The 14003-nt window shown below is 60.7% G+C and carries 15 protein-coding genes; 2 read left to right on the forward strand and 13 right to left on the reverse strand.

The window, feature by feature from the left end; all coding sequences use genetic code 11:
• Positions 1 to 17: 17 nt before the first annotated feature.
• The 11 genes from ccoG to ccoN (ACQRBV_RS15570) all read right to left on the reverse strand — a co-directional run bounded on the left by ccoG (position 18) and on the right by ccoN (ACQRBV_RS15570) (position 9314).
• Positions 18 to 1433: a cytochrome c oxidase accessory protein CcoG gene (ccoG, locus tag ACQRBV_RS15520; protein WP_060756156.1), complete on the reverse strand. Its 1416-nt coding sequence runs from the start codon at positions 1431 to 1433 to the stop codon at positions 18 to 20.
• Positions 1434 to 1639: 206 nt separating this feature from the next.
• On the reverse strand, positions 1640 to 2050 hold the full coding sequence (locus ACQRBV_RS15525; protein WP_244385315.1) for a type II toxin-antitoxin system VapC family toxin: 411 nt from the start codon (positions 2048 to 2050) through the stop codon (positions 1640 to 1642).
• On the reverse strand, positions 2050 to 2304 hold the full coding sequence (locus ACQRBV_RS15530; protein WP_060756154.1) for a type II toxin-antitoxin system Phd/YefM family antitoxin: 255 nt from the start codon (positions 2302 to 2304) through the stop codon (positions 2050 to 2052). The genes ACQRBV_RS15525 and ACQRBV_RS15530 overlap by 1 nt, the downstream gene beginning before the upstream one ends.
• Positions 2305 to 2457: 153 nt before the next feature.
• Positions 2458 to 3435, reverse strand: coding sequence for a cytochrome-c oxidase, cbb3-type subunit III (ccoP, locus tag ACQRBV_RS15535; RefSeq protein WP_060756153.1), 978 nt, complete (start codon positions 3433 to 3435; stop codon positions 2458 to 2460).
• Entirely contained in the window at positions 3432 to 3617 is a 186-nt protein-coding gene (locus ACQRBV_RS15540; protein ID WP_016775513.1) for a CcoQ/FixQ family Cbb3-type cytochrome c oxidase assembly chaperone, read from the reverse strand. The genes ccoP (ACQRBV_RS15535) and ACQRBV_RS15540 overlap by 4 nt, the downstream gene beginning before the upstream one ends.
• 5 nt (positions 3618 to 3622) lie before the next feature.
• Positions 3623 to 4231, reverse strand: coding sequence for a cytochrome-c oxidase, cbb3-type subunit II (gene ccoO, locus ACQRBV_RS15545; protein WP_025854274.1), 609 nt, complete (start codon positions 4229 to 4231; stop codon positions 3623 to 3625).
• Positions 4231 to 5673 carry a cytochrome-c oxidase, cbb3-type subunit I gene (gene ccoN / locus ACQRBV_RS15550; RefSeq protein ID WP_060756152.1) on the reverse strand — a complete coding sequence of 481 codons (1443 nt, stop codon included), beginning with the start codon at positions 5671 to 5673 and terminating at the stop codon, positions 4231 to 4233. The genes ccoO (ACQRBV_RS15545) and ccoN (ACQRBV_RS15550) overlap by 1 nt, the downstream gene beginning before the upstream one ends.
• Positions 5674 to 6122: 449 nt before the next feature.
• Entirely contained in the window at positions 6123 to 7070 is a 948-nt protein-coding gene (gene ccoP, locus ACQRBV_RS15555; RefSeq protein WP_244699987.1) for a cytochrome-c oxidase, cbb3-type subunit III, read from the reverse strand.
• Entirely contained in the window at positions 7067 to 7267 is a 201-nt protein-coding gene (locus tag ACQRBV_RS15560) for a cbb3-type cytochrome oxidase subunit 3 (RefSeq protein ID WP_060756150.1), read from the reverse strand. The genes ccoP (ACQRBV_RS15555) and ACQRBV_RS15560 overlap by 4 nt, the downstream gene beginning before the upstream one ends.
• A gap of 3 nt (positions 7268 to 7270) precedes the next feature.
• Entirely contained in the window at positions 7271 to 7879 is a 609-nt protein-coding gene (gene ccoO / locus ACQRBV_RS15565; protein ID WP_060756149.1) for a cytochrome-c oxidase, cbb3-type subunit II, read from the reverse strand.
• Between the two features lie 10 nt (positions 7880 to 7889).
• On the reverse strand, positions 7890 to 9314 hold the full coding sequence (gene ccoN, locus ACQRBV_RS15570) for a cytochrome-c oxidase, cbb3-type subunit I (protein ID WP_090369385.1): 1425 nt from the start codon (positions 9312 to 9314) through the stop codon (positions 7890 to 7892).
• 79 nt (positions 9315 to 9393) lie between these two features.
• Here ccoN (ACQRBV_RS15570) and ACQRBV_RS15575 point away from each other — a divergent pair, with 79 nt between their 5' ends.
• On the forward strand, positions 9394 to 10083 hold the full coding sequence (locus tag ACQRBV_RS15575; RefSeq protein ID WP_411985186.1) for an alpha/beta family hydrolase: 690 nt from the start codon (positions 9394 to 9396) through the stop codon (positions 10081 to 10083).
• A gap of 103 nt (positions 10084 to 10186) precedes the next feature.
• Here the strand turns inward: ACQRBV_RS15575 and ACQRBV_RS15580 are convergent, their stop codons facing one another.
• Positions 10187 to 11752 (reverse strand): methyl-accepting chemotaxis protein, encoded by a 1566-nt coding sequence (locus ACQRBV_RS15580; protein WP_060756146.1) that lies wholly within the window; start codon positions 11750 to 11752, stop codon positions 10187 to 10189.
• Between the two features lie 73 nt (positions 11753 to 11825).
• Positions 11826 to 12617, reverse strand: coding sequence for a CPBP family intramembrane glutamic endopeptidase (locus tag ACQRBV_RS15585; protein ID WP_060756145.1), 792 nt, complete (start codon positions 12615 to 12617; stop codon positions 11826 to 11828).
• A gap of 419 nt (positions 12618 to 13036) precedes the next feature.
• Between ACQRBV_RS15585 and ACQRBV_RS15590 the strand changes: the two genes are divergently transcribed.
• Positions 13037 to 13897, forward strand: coding sequence for a DMT family transporter (locus tag ACQRBV_RS15590; RefSeq protein WP_060756144.1), 861 nt, complete (start codon positions 13037 to 13039; stop codon positions 13895 to 13897).
• Positions 13898 to 14003 lie beyond the last annotated feature (106 nt).

Here is a 14003-nt window from a genome sequence, read left to right on the forward strand (position 1 = left end):
TTTAACGGGCTTTTTGTTTATCGGACCTGGGGGCCGATGAATCGGCTCTTGGCTTCAACGTGGACGCTGTCGTCATCGGCATCCTTGAGGATGAATTTCACCTCGTTGGTGCTCGACGGCAGTTGCTCGGGGGCGCTGGACAGTTCCACCGGCATGCTGAAGATATCCCCGGCGGCGACTTTGATCTCGCGGCGGCCTTGCAGCTTGAGGTCCGGCAGGCCCGCTGCGTCGAGCACGTAGGTGTGGTCGCGCTGGTCTTTGTTCATGATCTTCAGGCTGTAGACGTTTTCGATGCGGCCTTCGGCGTTTTCGCGGTAGAGCACGCGGTCTTTGCTGACGTCGAAGCCCACCAGCGAGCGCATGAAAAATGCCGTGACCAGCAGGCTGATCATCGCCAGCAGGACCAGGGCGTAGCCGATCAATCGTGGGCGCAGCTTGTGAGTCTTCTGCCCGGACAGGTTGTGCTCGGTGGTGTAGCTGATCAGGCCACGTGGGTAGTCCATCTTGTCCATGATGTTGTCGCACGCGTCGATACAGGCGGCGCAACCGATGCATTCGATTTGCAGGCCGTCGCGGATGTCGATCCCGGTCGGGCAGACCTGCACGCACATCGTGCAATCGATGCAATCGCCCAGGCCCTGGGCCTTGTAGTCGACGCCTTTTTTGCGCGGGCCACGCACTTCACCGCGACGCGGGTCGTAGGAGACGATCAAGGTGTCTTTGTCGAACATCACGCTCTGGAAGCGTGCGTACGGGCACATGTAGATGCACACCTGTTCACGTAGCCAGCCGGCGTTGCCATAGGTGGCGAGGGTGAAGAAGCCCACCCAGAAATAGGACCAGCCATCGGCCTGGCCGGTGAAGAAGTCGAACACCAGCTCGCGGATCGGCGAGAAGTAGCCGACAAAGGTCATGCCGGTGACAAAGCCGATCGACAGCCACAGGCTGTGCTTGCTCAATTTTCGCAGGAACTTGTTGATGCCCATCGGCGCTTTGTCGAGCTTGATGCGCTGGTTGCGATCGCCTTCGGTGACTTTTTCGCACCACATGAAGATCCAGGTCCACACGCTTTGCGGGCAGGTATAACCGCACCACACGCGTCCGGCGTACACCGTGATAAAGAACAGGCCGAATGCGGCAATGATCAACAGGCCCGACAGCAGGATGAAATCCTGGGGCCAGAAGGTCGCGCCAAAAATGAAGAATTTACGTTCCGGCAGGTTCCACCACACTGCCTGGTGGCCCCCCCAGTTCAGCCACACCGTGCCGAAATAGAGCAGGAACAGACCGGCACCGCCGAGCATGCGCAAATTACGGAACAGGCCGGTGAAGGCGCGGGTGTAGATCTTCTCTCGCGAGGCGTAGAGATCGACCGTGTTGCTGGCGTTTTTGGCAGGCGGGGTAACGTCATGTACCGGTATCTGGTTGCTCATCATTGCATCCCACGGCGGTGGAGACTTGCCTCGGCCAGTACGTGCCGGCCGGGGTCAAATAGGGGTGTGGCAGTGGCCTAATGATACGCCCCCGGTGGTGCTGCAAGGGTGCGACCTTTGGTCGCGTTGGGGGAATTCAATTGATGGTATATGTGATCTGGATCAATTGACTTGGGAAGTATGGACGGTTTTTGCGTCAAGGCGGGTCATTCGTTCCATGGATTGAGCAACGGAACGCCACTGGATCGAAAGTCGCAGACATTGCGCGTCACGACGGTCAGCCCATGCACCAGCGCTGTCGCGGCGATCAGTGCATCACTCTCATTAGCCTGGTCGGGTACATGCAATTGCGCACAACGCAGCGCAACTGCGGCATCGACAGGCAGGATCCTGGCATCAAAGGCGGGCATTACGTGCTTTTTCAGCCAGGTTCGTAACACCTTCCCTTGCATTGGGTCTCGACGTTCAATGCGCAAGACGCCGGTCTCCAGCTCCTTGAGGGTGATAGCCGAGATGAACATGCGTGGAGCAATGACACTTTTTGCCCAGGCGACGACTTTGGCGTCAGCCTGGGGTTTACGAAGTTCAGAGATTACGTTGGTGTCGAGCAGGTACATCAAGAGAGGTCCACAGGTCGATGGATGATCACGGCACGTTCGGTTTCGAACTCGATATCGGCCGCTTCCGACATCACCAGCAGGTCAACGATGTCAGCATCGAGGCCTGTCAGTTTCTGGTAGTCCTCAATGCTTAGCAGGACATGGGCAGGCTTGCCGCGATCGGTGATAAAAACCGGCCCTTGGCGAGCGGCTTTTTTGGCACCACTTGTGTCTTGATTGAATTCCCGGCTGGAAATGGTGGTGATGGTCATGGGGTATCCCCCTTCGTCAGATTTTATGTAGGCACGTTACTACTTAGGTTCTAGCAGGAGCAAGTCCGAGGCTACGAGTGGTCATTCTGTGGGGGAACAAACAACAAAGCCCTGCGTAGCTGTCGCTGCGCAGGGCTTTGTTGATAGTCAGGTTTACTGCTCTTCGGTCTGCTTATCCCCATGGGACAGGCTGTAGACATATGCCGCCAGCAGATGCACCTTGTCATTGCCTTGCAGTTGCTCCTGGGCAGGCATCTGGCCCTGGCGGCCGTACCGGATGGTCTGCTGCAGTTGGGCGAAGCTGGAACCGTAGATGAATGCACCCGGGTGAGTCAGGTCGGGGGCGCCCATCGCCGGGGTGCCTTTACCGGCGGGACCGTGGCAGGCCACGCAGTTGGCGGCGAAGAGTTTCGCGCCGTTGGCCGCGTCGGCTTTGGCCCCTTCCGGCAACTTGCGGCCGTCGAGGTTGGTCACCACAAAGGCTGCCACGTCGGCCACGCCTTGTTCGCCGATCACCTCGGCCCACGCCGGCATCACTGCGTGGCGGCCTTTCATGATGGTTTCCTTGATGGTGGCCGGTTCGCCACCCCAGCGCCAATCGGCATCGGTCAGGTTGGGGAAACCGTAGGCGCCCTTGGCGTCGGAACCGTGGCACACCGAACAGTTGGAGGCGAACAGTCGACCTCCCATCTTCAGGGCTTGCGGGTCCTTGGCGACTTCTTCAATCGGCATTGCGGCGAACTTGGCGAAGATCGGGCCGAACTTGGCGTCTGACTTGGCCATTTCCTTTTCCCATTCGTGCACACCGGTCCAGCCGGTCTGGCCGTTGGCGAATGGGGTTTGCTTGTCGGTGTCGAGGTAGTTGTAGCCGGGCAGCAAGCCCTTCCAATTGCCGAGGCCGGGATACAGCGCCAGGTAGCCGAGGGCGAAGATGATGGTGCCGACGAACAGCATGAACCACCATTTGGGCAGCGGGTTGTCGTACTCCTCGATGCCGTCGAACGAGTGGCCGACGGTTTCGTCGGTCTGCTCGGCGCGCTGGCCCCGGCGGGTGGACAGCAGCAGCCAAGTCAGGGCGAAGATGGTACCCAGACTGAGGACTGTGACGTACAGACTCCAGAACGTAGTCATTCTTTGTTACTCCTAGAAGCTTGCTCGACGTGCTTGATGGCTTCGGGATCATCCGCAAAGGGCAGCATGGTCGCGTCGTCAAACTCCGACTTGCGCTTGGGGCTGAATACCCACAACGCCAGGCCGATAAAGGCCACCATCACCACAACGGTGCCCAGGCCTCGAATCATCCCGATATCCATGTAGGTCACCGTTTGCTTTTGATGAGGGTGCCAAGGCCCTGCAGGTAGGCCACCAATGCGTCCATTTCGGTCTTGCCCTTCACAGCGGCGGCTGCACCGGCGATGTCTTCATCGGTGTAGGGCACGCCCAGGGTGCGCAAGACTTCCATCTTCTTCGCAGTGTCCTTGCCGTCGAGCTTGTTTTCCACGAGGAACGGATACGCCGGCATTTTCGACTCCGGCACAACGTTGCGCGGGTTGTACAAGTGCGCACGCTGCCAGTCATCGGAGTAACGCCCGCCGACACGGGCCAGGTCCGGGCCGGTACGCTTGGAACCCCACAGGAACGGGTGGTCCCACACGCTTTCACCGGCAACCGAATAGTGGCCGTAGCGTTCGGTTTCGGCGCGGAACGGGCGGATCATCTGCGAGTGGCAGCCGACACAACCGTTAGCGATGTAGACGTCGCGGCCTTCCAGTTCAAGGGCGGTGCGCGGCTTCATGCCTTCGACCGGTTTGTTGGTCACGTCCTGGAAGAACAGCGGGACGATCTGGGTCAGGCCGCCGATACTCACGGCGATGACCATGAAGAAGGCCAGCAGGCCGATATTCTTCTCGACTACTTCATGCTTCATCAGTGGGCTCCCACAACGGCGATCTTGGCGGCGGCTTCGGCTTCTGCAGGGTCCGAGGCACGCACGGTGCGCCAGACGTTGTAGGCCATGAACAGCATGCCGGCGGCAAAGAACGCACCGCCCAGGGCACGGACGATGTAGCCCGGATGGCTGGCTTGCAGCGCTTCGACGAAGGAGTAGGTGAGGGTGCCGTCATCGTTGATCGCACGCCACATCAGGCCCTGGGTGATGCCGTTGACCCACATCGAGGCGATGTAGAGCACGGTGCCGATGGTGGCCAGCCAGAAGTGCGTGTTGATCAGCCCGACGCTGTGCATCTGCGCACGGCCGAACAGTTTGGGGATCATGTGGTACAGCGCGCCGATGGAGATCATCGCCACCCAACCGAGGGCGCCGGCGTGTACGTGGCCGATGGTCCAGTCGGTGTAGTGCGACAGCGAGTTGACGGTCTTGATCGCCATCATCGGGCCTTCGAAGGTCGACATGCCGTAGAACGCCAGGGACACCACGAGGAAGCGCAGGATCGGGTCGGTGCGCAATTTATGCCAGGCGCCCGACAGGGTCATCATGCCGTTGATCATGCCGCCCCAGCTCGGGGCCAGCAGGATGATCGACATCGCCATGCCCAGGGACTGCGCCCAGTCCGGCAGCGCGGTGTAGTGCAGGTGGTGCGGGCCGGCCCAGATGTACAGGGTGATCAGTGCCCAGAAGTGCACGATGGACAGGCGATACGAGTAGATCGGCCGTTCGGCCTGCTTGGGCACGAAGTAGTACATCATCCCCAGGAAACCGGTGGTGAGGAAGAAGCCTACGGCGTTGTGGCCGTACCACCACTGGATCATCGCATCCGTTGCCCCGGCGTAGGCCGAGTAGGATTTGAACCAGCTCACCGGCAAGGAGGCGTGGTTGACGATGTGCAGCATCGCCGTGACCAGGATGAACGCGCCGTAGAACCAGTTACCCACATAGATGTGCTTGGTCTTGCGCTTGACGATGGTGCCGAAGAACACCACGGCGTAGGTCACCCACACGATGGCGAGCAAAATGGCGATCGGCCATTCCAGCTCGGCGTATTCCTTGGTGGTGGTGTAGCCCAGCGGCAGGGTGATGATGGCGCCGAGGATCACGGCTTGCCAGCCCCAGAAGGTGAATGCGGCGAGGCCGTCGGAGATCAGTCGCGTCTGGCAGGTTCGCTGCACGACATAGTAGGAGGTGGCAAACAATGCACATCCGCCGAAGGCGAAAATCACCAGGTTAGTGTGCAGCGGGCGCAGGCGGCCGAAGGTCGTCCATGGCAAGCCGAAATTCAATTGCGGCCAGACCAGTTGCGAGGCGATGAACACCCCGAGCCCCATGCCAAGGATCCCCCAGACCACCGTCATGATGGCGAACTGGCGGACTACCTTATAGTTATAAGCAGTCGGACTGATTGCTGTGCTCATTCTAAGGTTCCACGGTTTAGGTTTTTTTATAGGTAAAATCGGTCGCAAGTATGTAGAAAGCGAGGGGTCATTGCAACGCAATGACTGACCTGTATCAATGCGTTCCACGCCAGATTCTGCGCCCTTTCCATGTTTGGTGTAAGGACAAAATCCGAAATCAAAAGCTGATCGAGTGGACAAGAAAATTTGGGGGCCGCAACAATAGTCGTGCGTACGCCAGGATCAGTCCGCTGTGCAAGCAAGCGTAGACCCGAATGGCGAGAGGGGAAAGTTGTGCTTTGGAAGGGTGTGACACTTGGTCGCGTTAAAAGTCCCCCTGTGGCGAGGGAGCTTGCTCCCGCTGGAGTGCGAAGCGCTCCTAAGGTTTTGGGGCTGCTTCGCAGCCCAGCGGGAGCAAGCTCCCTCGCCACTGGTAAGGTGCCGCCCCGTAGTGGAGCGGCGTTCAGGGGTTATTGCGACTGGCTTTCTGGCATTGCGCCATCAGCGTTGTGCGACAGGCTATAAACGTAGGCTGCGAGCAGATGCACCTTGTCATTACCTTGCAGCACGTCCTGCGCCGGCATCTGGCCTTGGCGGCCGTGGCGGATGGTCTGCTGCAGCTGCGCCAGGCTGGTGCCGTAGATAAACCCGGCAGGCTCGGTCAGGTTCGGCGCGCCCATGGCTTCCATGCCGTGGCCTTGCGGACCGTGGCAGGCCACGCACGTGGTGTTGAAGGCCGCTTGGCCTGCGGCCAGGTCGGCAGTGCTGTCGGCCGGCAATGGCAGCTTGGCCAGGTCATGACGCACATAGGCGGCGACGTTTTTTACCCCGTCTTCGCCGAGTATTTCACCCCAGGCCGGCATTGCCGCGTGACGACCGTTCAAGATGGTGGCCTTGATCGCTTCAGGTGAACCGCCCCAGCGCCAGATATTGTCCGCCAGGTTCGGGAAGCCATAGGCACCCTTGGCATCCGAGCCGTGGCACACCGCGCAGTTGGAGGCGAACAAGCGGCCGCCCATTTTCAGCGCTTGCGGATCTTTCGCGACTTCTTCCACGGGCATGGCTGAGAATTTTGCGAAGATCGGCCCGAACTTGGCGTCGGCCTTGGCCATTTCCTTGTCCCATTCCTTGTTCTGGGTCCAACCGTCTTCATAGCCCGGCAATACGCCTTTCCAGTTGCCCAGGCCCGGGTAGAGGATCAGATAGCCGACGGCGAACACCAGGGTGCCGGCGAACAGCATGAACCACCACTGGGGCAGCGGGTTGTCGTATTCCTCGATGCCATCGAAGGCGTGGCCCATGGTCTGGTCGACACTGCCCTTGGTCTCGCCCTTGCGGGTGCCGATCAACAGCCAGGTCAGGCCGATCAGGCTGCCGAGGGTCAGTACGCAGATCCATGTACTCCAAAAGGTAGTCATGGCCGAGTGCTCCTTGTTACAGGCTCTTCTTGAGCGTCGGATGGAGAGGGTTCATCGGCGAACGGCAGCAGGCGTGCCTGCTCGAATTCCGCATTGCGCCGGTTGTTGAACACCCACAGCGACAGGCCGATAAAGGCGATGGCGACCACCAGCGTGCCGAGGCCGCGGATGGTGCCTGCATCGAATTCAAATCCCATGGCTCACCTCTTGCTCTTGATGGCAGTGCCGAGTACTTGCAGGTACGCAACCAGCGCATCCATCTCGGTCTTGCCCTTGAGGCTGGCGACGGCGCCACTGATGTCGTCGTCGGTGTACGGCACACCGAGGGTGCGCATCACTTTCAACTTGGTTTCGGTGTGGCTGCTGTCCACGGGGGCGGTGACCAGCCACGGGTAGGCCGGCATTTTCGACTCCGGCACCACGTTGCGCGGGTTGTACAAGTGCGCGCGGTGCCAATCGTCCGAGTAGCGTGCGCCGACGCGCGCCAGGTCCGGCCCAGTGCGTTTGGAGCCCCACAGGAACGGGTGGTCCCACACGCTCTCGCCGGCTACCGAGTAGTGACCGTAACGCTCGGTCTCGGCGCGGAACGGGCGGATCATCTGCGAGTGGCACTGTACGCAGCCCTCGCGGATGTAGATGTCGCGGCCTTCCAGTTGCAGCGCGGTGTAGGGCTTCATGCCTTCGACCGGCTTGTTGGTCACGTCCTGGAAGAACAGCGGGACGATCTGGGTCAGGCCGCCGATGCTCACGGCGAACACCATCAACAGCATCAGCAGGCCGACGTTCTTTTCAATCGTTTCGTGTTTCATCACTGACTCCTCAGGCCATCTGCGCAGCAGCGGCGACTTCGACAGGTTGTGCCGAACGCACGGTGCGCCATGTGTTGTAAGCCATCAGCAACATGCCGGTGAGGAACACCGCACCGCCCACCAACCGCACGATGAAGCCCGGATGGCTGGCCACCAGGGTCTCGACGAAGGAGTAGGTCAAGGTGCCGTCTTCGTTGACTGCACGCCACATCAGGCCCTGGGCGATGCCGTTGACCCACATCGAGGCGATGTAGAGCACGGTGCCGATGGTGGCCAGCCAGAAGTGCGCGTTGATCAGGCCGAGGCTGTACATCTGCTCGCGGCCGAAGACTTTCGGGATCATGTGGTACAGCGCGCCGATGGAGATCATCGCTACCCAACCGAGGGCGCCGGCGTGTACGTGGCCGATGGTCCAGTCGGTGTAGTGGGAGAGGGCGTTGACGGTCTTGATCGCCATCATCGGGCCTTCGAACGTCGACATGCCGTAGAACGCCAGGGACACCACGAGGAAGCGCAGGATCGGGTCGCTGCGCAGCTTATGCCAGGCCCCGGAGAGGGTCATCATGCCGTTGATCATGCCGCCCCAGCTCGGTGCCAGCAGCACCAGGGACATCACCATGCCCAGGGACTGCGCCCAGTCCGGTAGCGCGGTGTAGTGCAGGTGGTGAGGGCCGGCCCAGATGTACAGGGTGATCAGCGCCCAGAAGTGCACGATGGACAAGCGGTAGGAATACACCGGGCGTTCGGCCTGTTTGGGCACGAAGTAGTACATCATGCCGAGGAAGCCCGCCGTCAGGAAAAAGCCGACCGCGTTATGCCCGTACCACCATTGCACCATGGCATCTGTTGCACCGCCGTAGGCCGAGTAGGACTTGGTCCAGCTCACCGGCAGCGAGGCATGGTTGACGATGTGCAGGATGGCCACGGTGATGATGAACGCCCCGAAGAACCAGTTGCCGACGTAGATGTGCTTGGTCTTGCGCTTCATCACCGTGCCGAAGAACACCACGCCGTAGGCGACCCAGACGATGGCGATCAAAATGGCGATCGGCCACTCCAGCTCGGCGTATTCCTTGGAGGTGGTGTAGCCCAACGGCAGGCTGATGGCCGCCAGCACAATCACCAGTTGCCAGCCCCAGAAGCAGAACGCGGCGATTTTCGGCGCGAACAGCTGCGTCTGGCAGGTGCGTTGTACCGAGTAAAAAGAACTGGCGAACAGCGCGCAGCCACCGAAGGCGAAGATCACCGCATTGGTATGCAGCGGGCGCAAGCGGCCGAAGCTGGTCCAGGGCAAATCGAAGTTGAGTGCAGGCCAGACCAATTGGGCGGCGAGAAAAACCCCGAGCCCCATGCCGACGATGCCCCACACCACCGTCATAATGGCGAATTGGCGGACCACCTTGTAGTTATAGGCGGTACTTAAAGTAGTGTTCATGGTTCCCCATCCACGGTTCAACCCAAGCCAATGCGGCACTTGGGCTGGAGTTATAGGCAGACTAAAAAGCGAGGCAAGCATGGGCAAAGAGCACAAGGCCAGTATTGACGGGGATCAATGGGCGCACTGCGTGCAGGAACGCGGCTGGTTGTGGGATGTCGCGCAAGGGGCGGGCGCGCGTGAGCCGGTGACGTTGATCCTGGCCCACGGTGCCGGTGCGCCGATGGACTCCTCGTTCATGAACGACATGGCTGCACGCCTTGCCGGGCATGGCGTGAACGTGTTGCGCTTTGAATTTCCCTACATGGCCCAGCGCCGGCTGGACGGCGGCAAGCGCCCACCGAGCCCGGCACCGAAACTGCTGCAGGCGTGGCGTGAGGTGTATGTCGAGGTGCGACGTCATGTCGCTGGGAAACTGGCGATTGGCGGCAAGTCCATGGGCGGGCGCATGGCCAGTTTGTTGGCCGATGAATTGGCTGCCGATGGGCTGGTGTGCCTGGGTTATCCGTTCTATGCCGTGGGCAAGCCGCAAAAGCCACGGGTCGAGCACCTGGCCGGGTTGAAGACCGCGACGTTGATTGTTCAGGGCGAGCGCGATGCCCTGGGTAATCGGGAGGCGGTCGAGGGGTATGCGTTATCGCCGAGTATCGAGGTGATGTGGCTGGTGGCGGGGGATCATGATTTGAAGCCGTTGAGGGCGTCGGGGTTCAGCCATGAGCAGCATCTGGAGGCTGCGGCGGTGCAGGTGGCTGAGTTTCTCGGTGCCTGATAGGGCCCAATCGGGGGCAAGCCCCCTCCCACAGGACTGTATTCACACATGGCAATCTGTGAACCCGATCCAATGTGGGAGGGGGCTTGCCCCCGATCGCGATCTACCGGTTGAAACGCTCTACCAGCGAGTACTGGGTATTGGCGGTATGCGTCAGCTCTTCACTCAATTGCGCCGAGTTCAGTGCCTGTTCCGAGGTCTGGTCCGCCAACAGCGCAATGGTGCTGATGTTGCGGCTGATCTCTTCGGCGACCGAGCTTTGCTCCTCGGTGGCGGCGGCGATCTGGGTGGTCATGTCGGTGATATGGGCGACCGCTTCGCTGATGCCCACCAACGCCTGATCCGCTTCCATCACCCGTGCCACGCCCTCTTCGGCCTGGCGATGCCCGGCGTCCATGGTTTGTACTGCGGCGCTGGCGGTCTGCTGCAACTTGGCGATCAAGGTGTGGATCTGCCCGGTGGACTCAGCCGTACGTTGCGCCAACTGGCGTACTTCGTCGGCCACTACCGCAAAACCACGCCCCATTTCGCCGGCGCGGGCCGCTTCGATGGCGGCGTTGAGTGCCAGCAGGTTGGTCTGGTCGGCGATGCCTTTGATCACATCGACCACGCCGCCGATTTCATCGCTGTCCTTGGCCAGTTGGGTGACGGTCACGCCGGTTTCACCCACGGCAACGGACAGGCGCTGAATCGCCTCGCGGGTTTCCCCGGCGATGTCGCGGCCACGACCGGTCAGGCGATTGGCTTCCTGGGTGGCGTCGGCGGTGCGTTGTACGTGGCTGGCCACTTCCTGGGTCGTCGCCGCCATCTGGTTGACGGCGGTCGCCACCTGTTCGGTTTCCACGCGCTGGCGTTCCAGGCCACTGGAGCTGTTATGCGCCAGGGTGTTGGACTGTGCGGCCTGGTCGTTGAGGTGTTCGGCCGTGTCCTGCAAGCGCGTAAGGCAAGTCTTCAGGCGTGCCTCCTGGCTGAGGATCGACATCTCCAGGCGCGCCTGTGAACCGCGGCTGTCGGTGTACATCTGCGCGATCAACGGGTCGGAAGTGGTCTGTTCGGCCAGGCGCATCAGGCGCTTGAGGCCGCGCTGTTGCCAGCTCAGGCCCAGCAGGCCGAGTGGCACCGACAACCCCGCCGCGAGGGCAAAGCCCCAGTGGGAGTTGAGTGACGCACCGATCATGAAGCTCAACTGGCTCACCAGGATAAACGGCAGCCAGTCCTGCAGCACCGGCAGCCACTTGTCACGCTGGGGAATCGCCGACTTGCCCTGGTTGATGCGTTGATAGAGCGCTTCGGCCCGGCGGATCTGCTCGGCGGTGGGTTTGACGCGCACCGATTCGTAGCCGACCACCTGGTTGCCCTCGAAGACGGGCGTCACATAGGCGTTAACCCAGTAGTGATCGCCGGTCTTGCAGCGGTTCTTGACAATGCCCATCCATGGCAAGCCTTGTTTGAGCGTTGACCACATATGCCCGAACACCGCAGCCGGCACATCCGGGTGACGCACCAGGTTGTGCGGAGCGCGGAGCAGTTCGTCGCGGGAGAACCCACTGATTTCGACGAAAGCGTCGTTGCAGTAGGTGATGACCCCTTTGGCATCTGTGGTGGAGATCAACCGTTGCTGAGCGGGGAAGGTACGTTCGCGCTGTGTAACGGGTTGGTTATTACGCATGATTGTTCAATCCGCAAGGCTTTCAGGGGTTATCGGTCGCGGCAGGCTTTTATTTAACTTAATTTTGTAACAATCAGCCGGCCAGCATCGGGTAGGTAAACAACCCGAAGTGAAGCAGATTCAAGCCAAAATGCGTGGCGATTGCGGCGCCCAAGCCACCAAAGCGATAAGCCAGGCCATACCCGGCGCCAGCAATAGTCGCCAGCAGCACCCACTGCCAGCCTGCACCCAGGTGCACCAGGCCGAACAGGAGCGAGGCCAGCAGCAGCGCGAGGTTTTCGCCATAGGGCAGGTGCTTCAAGCGTTGGCTCAGGCCGCCCTGGATGTAGCCGCGGAACAGCGCCTCCTCCACCAGGGTCACCAGCAGCAGGTTGTTGAGTACCCACAGCCAGGCCTGTTCAGGCCATTTCGGCGCCCAACTGACGATGCCCAGCAACGCCGCTCCACCCAGCGCGGCAACCGCTGTCAGCACCAGCGCCAGGGCGGCGACACAGATCGACAGGCGCAGCGAACGGCGTGCCACGATCCACGGGCAGGCCAGCAGTAGCCAGAAACCGATCAGGGGTTTGTCCTGATTCAGGTACATCGAGAAAGGCACTGCATCGGCGGTGAAGCGCTGCGGGGCAATGCCGCGCCCATTGTAGAAACCCGGCAGCCAATGCATGGCCAGGCCCAGGGCCAATACTATGAACAGACCGTGGCCGAGGTAGCGCGCCCAAGGGGTGCGTTGTTGGCGTACGGCGTACCCGGCGATCAGCAGCAGGGCGACCGAGACGACCGCCAGCAGGCCCAGTTGCCCGTAGGTCAGGGCCAGTACGTAGCCGATGGAAAGAAGCGCCAGGTACAGCCAGGGCAGAGTGATCATGGGACATCCTTGGAAAAAACCGGGCGGCATTATAACGGCCGCAAGTCCAGCCAGGCATGAAAACTCCTCCACGCAATAGTTGCGATCAGGTGATTGCAAAATGTGTTTGCGGCTGGTTATAGTCGGTGCGTCTTTATCCCTTCAAAAAGATCAGCACATGCCAGCTTCCCCACGCACAGCGGTAGTCGATTCAGCGGTCAACGCTGTGGGCGTGCCGTGCGGGAACCAACAGCTTGTGCAGTTCGGTCACTACCCCCCACCTGTCAGCAGCACGCCGGTGTACGCAGTCGTATCACCGCCGGGTGTTGGCATCGCGGGCTGATCAGTTGATCGCTGTTCCCCTCTGCCCGCCTGAAAAAAACCATTGAACTTCAGCCATTGCTGAGTCGGCTTTTTTTGCCTCATTACAGGTGGTAAACATGTCTGTTCTTTCGAAACAATCCGTGGCCGCGGCGGCCTCGACGAGCCTGTTTGTGCTGCTGTGGAGCAGCGGGGCGATTTTCTCCAAGTTGGGCCTGGCCCATTCATCGCCCTTCGCTTTTCTGTTGATCCGTTTTGCTATCGCCCTGGTCGGGCTGGTCCTGCTGATACCGCTCTTCAAACTGAAACTGCCGCGTCCCGGCAAGCCGCTGTGGTATGCGGTGGCAACCGGGCTGGTGTTGTTGGGCGCGTACCAGATTTTCTATCTGCTGGCCCTGGACCTCAAAGTCACCCCGGGGGTGATGGCAACCATCATGGGGGTACAACCGATCCTCACCGTGGTGCTGATGGAACGTCAGCGTTCATTGCGCCGGATGCTCGGCCTGGGCCTGGGGCTGGCGGGGCTGATCATGGTGGTCTATCAAGGCATCGGCTTGTCCGGGATGTCCCTGGCGGGGATGCTGTTCGGGCTGCTGGCGCTGGCGAGCATGACCTTTGGCTCGATCATGCAAAAGCGCATCACCGACAACCCTTTGGGCACGCTGCCGGTGCAATACCTGGCTGGCTTGTTGTTGTGCGCGGTGTTTGTACCGTTTCAGCCATTCCACTATGAACACAGCGCCGGCTTTTACCTGCCGGTGCTGTGGATGGGGCTGGTGGTGTCGTTGTTGGCGACGCTGTTGCTGTACCGCCTGATCGCCCGGGGCAACCTGGTGAACGTCACCAGCCTGTTCTATCTGGTGCCGGCGGTGACGGCGGTCATGGACTACCTGATCTTCGGCAATAAGCTCGCAGCGTTGAGCCTGTCAGGCATGGGCTTGATCATCATCGGCCTGGTCTTCGTCTTCCGTAAAAACTGACGCATGTAGTGAGCGGGCTTGCCCCGCGCTGGGTGGCGCAGCCGCCCTAAACCGGCCACCGCGTTCTTCCAGGAAGAGCTCAGGCGCCTGGTTTTGGGGCGGCTGC

It is taken from the genome of Pseudomonas sp. R11F (genome assembly GCF_050312575.1).
Lineage (GTDB): Bacteria > Pseudomonadota > Gammaproteobacteria > Pseudomonadales > Pseudomonadaceae > Aquipseudomonas > Aquipseudomonas palleroniana.

Coding starts and splice junctions, on each gene's coding strand:
- ccoG (WP_060756156.1), bottom strand. CDS start 1,433: ATGAGCAACCAGATACCGGTACATGACGTTACCCCGCCTGCCAAAAAC.
- ccoP (WP_244699987.1), bottom strand. CDS start 7,070: ATGACTACCTTTTGGAGTACATGGATCTGCGTACTGACCCTCGGCAGC.
- ACQRBV_RS15580 (WP_060756146.1), bottom strand. CDS start 11,752: ATGCGTAATAACCAACCCGTTACACAGCGCGAACGTACCTTCCCCGCT.
- ccoO (WP_060756149.1), bottom strand. CDS start 7,879: ATGAAACACGAAACGATTGAAAAGAACGTCGGCCTGCTGATGCTGTTG.
- ccoO (WP_025854274.1), bottom strand. CDS start 4,231: ATGAAGCATGAAGTAGTCGAGAAGAATATCGGCCTGCTGGCCTTCTTC.
- ACQRBV_RS15540 (WP_016775513.1), bottom strand. CDS start 3,617: ATGGATATCGGGATGATTCGAGGCCTGGGCACCGTTGTGGTGATGGTG.
- ACQRBV_RS15560 (WP_060756150.1), bottom strand. CDS start 7,267: ATGGGATTTGAATTCGATGCAGGCACCATCCGCGGCCTCGGCACGCTG.
- ACQRBV_RS15585 (WP_060756145.1), bottom strand. CDS start 12,617: ATGATCACTCTGCCCTGGCTGTACCTGGCGCTTCTTTCCATCGGCTAC.
- ccoN (WP_060756152.1), bottom strand. CDS start 5,673: ATGAGCACAGCAATCAGTCCGACTGCTTATAACTATAAGGTAGTCCGC.
- ccoP (WP_060756153.1), bottom strand. CDS start 3,435: ATGACTACGTTCTGGAGTCTGTACGTCACAGTCCTCAGTCTGGGTACC.
- ACQRBV_RS15575 (WP_411985186.1), top strand. CDS start 9,394: ATGGGCAAAGAGCACAAGGCCAGTATTGACGGGGATCAATGGGCGCAC.
- ccoN (WP_090369385.1), bottom strand. CDS start 9,314: ATGAACACTACTTTAAGTACCGCCTATAACTACAAGGTGGTCCGCCAA.
- ACQRBV_RS15525 (WP_244385315.1), bottom strand. CDS start 2,050: ATGTACCTGCTCGACACCAACGTAATCTCTGAACTTCGTAAACCCCAG.
- ACQRBV_RS15530 (WP_060756154.1), bottom strand. CDS start 2,304: ATGACCATCACCACCATTTCCAGCCGGGAATTCAATCAAGACACAAGT.
- ACQRBV_RS15590 (WP_060756144.1), top strand. CDS start 13,037: ATGTCTGTTCTTTCGAAACAATCCGTGGCCGCGGCGGCCTCGACGAGC.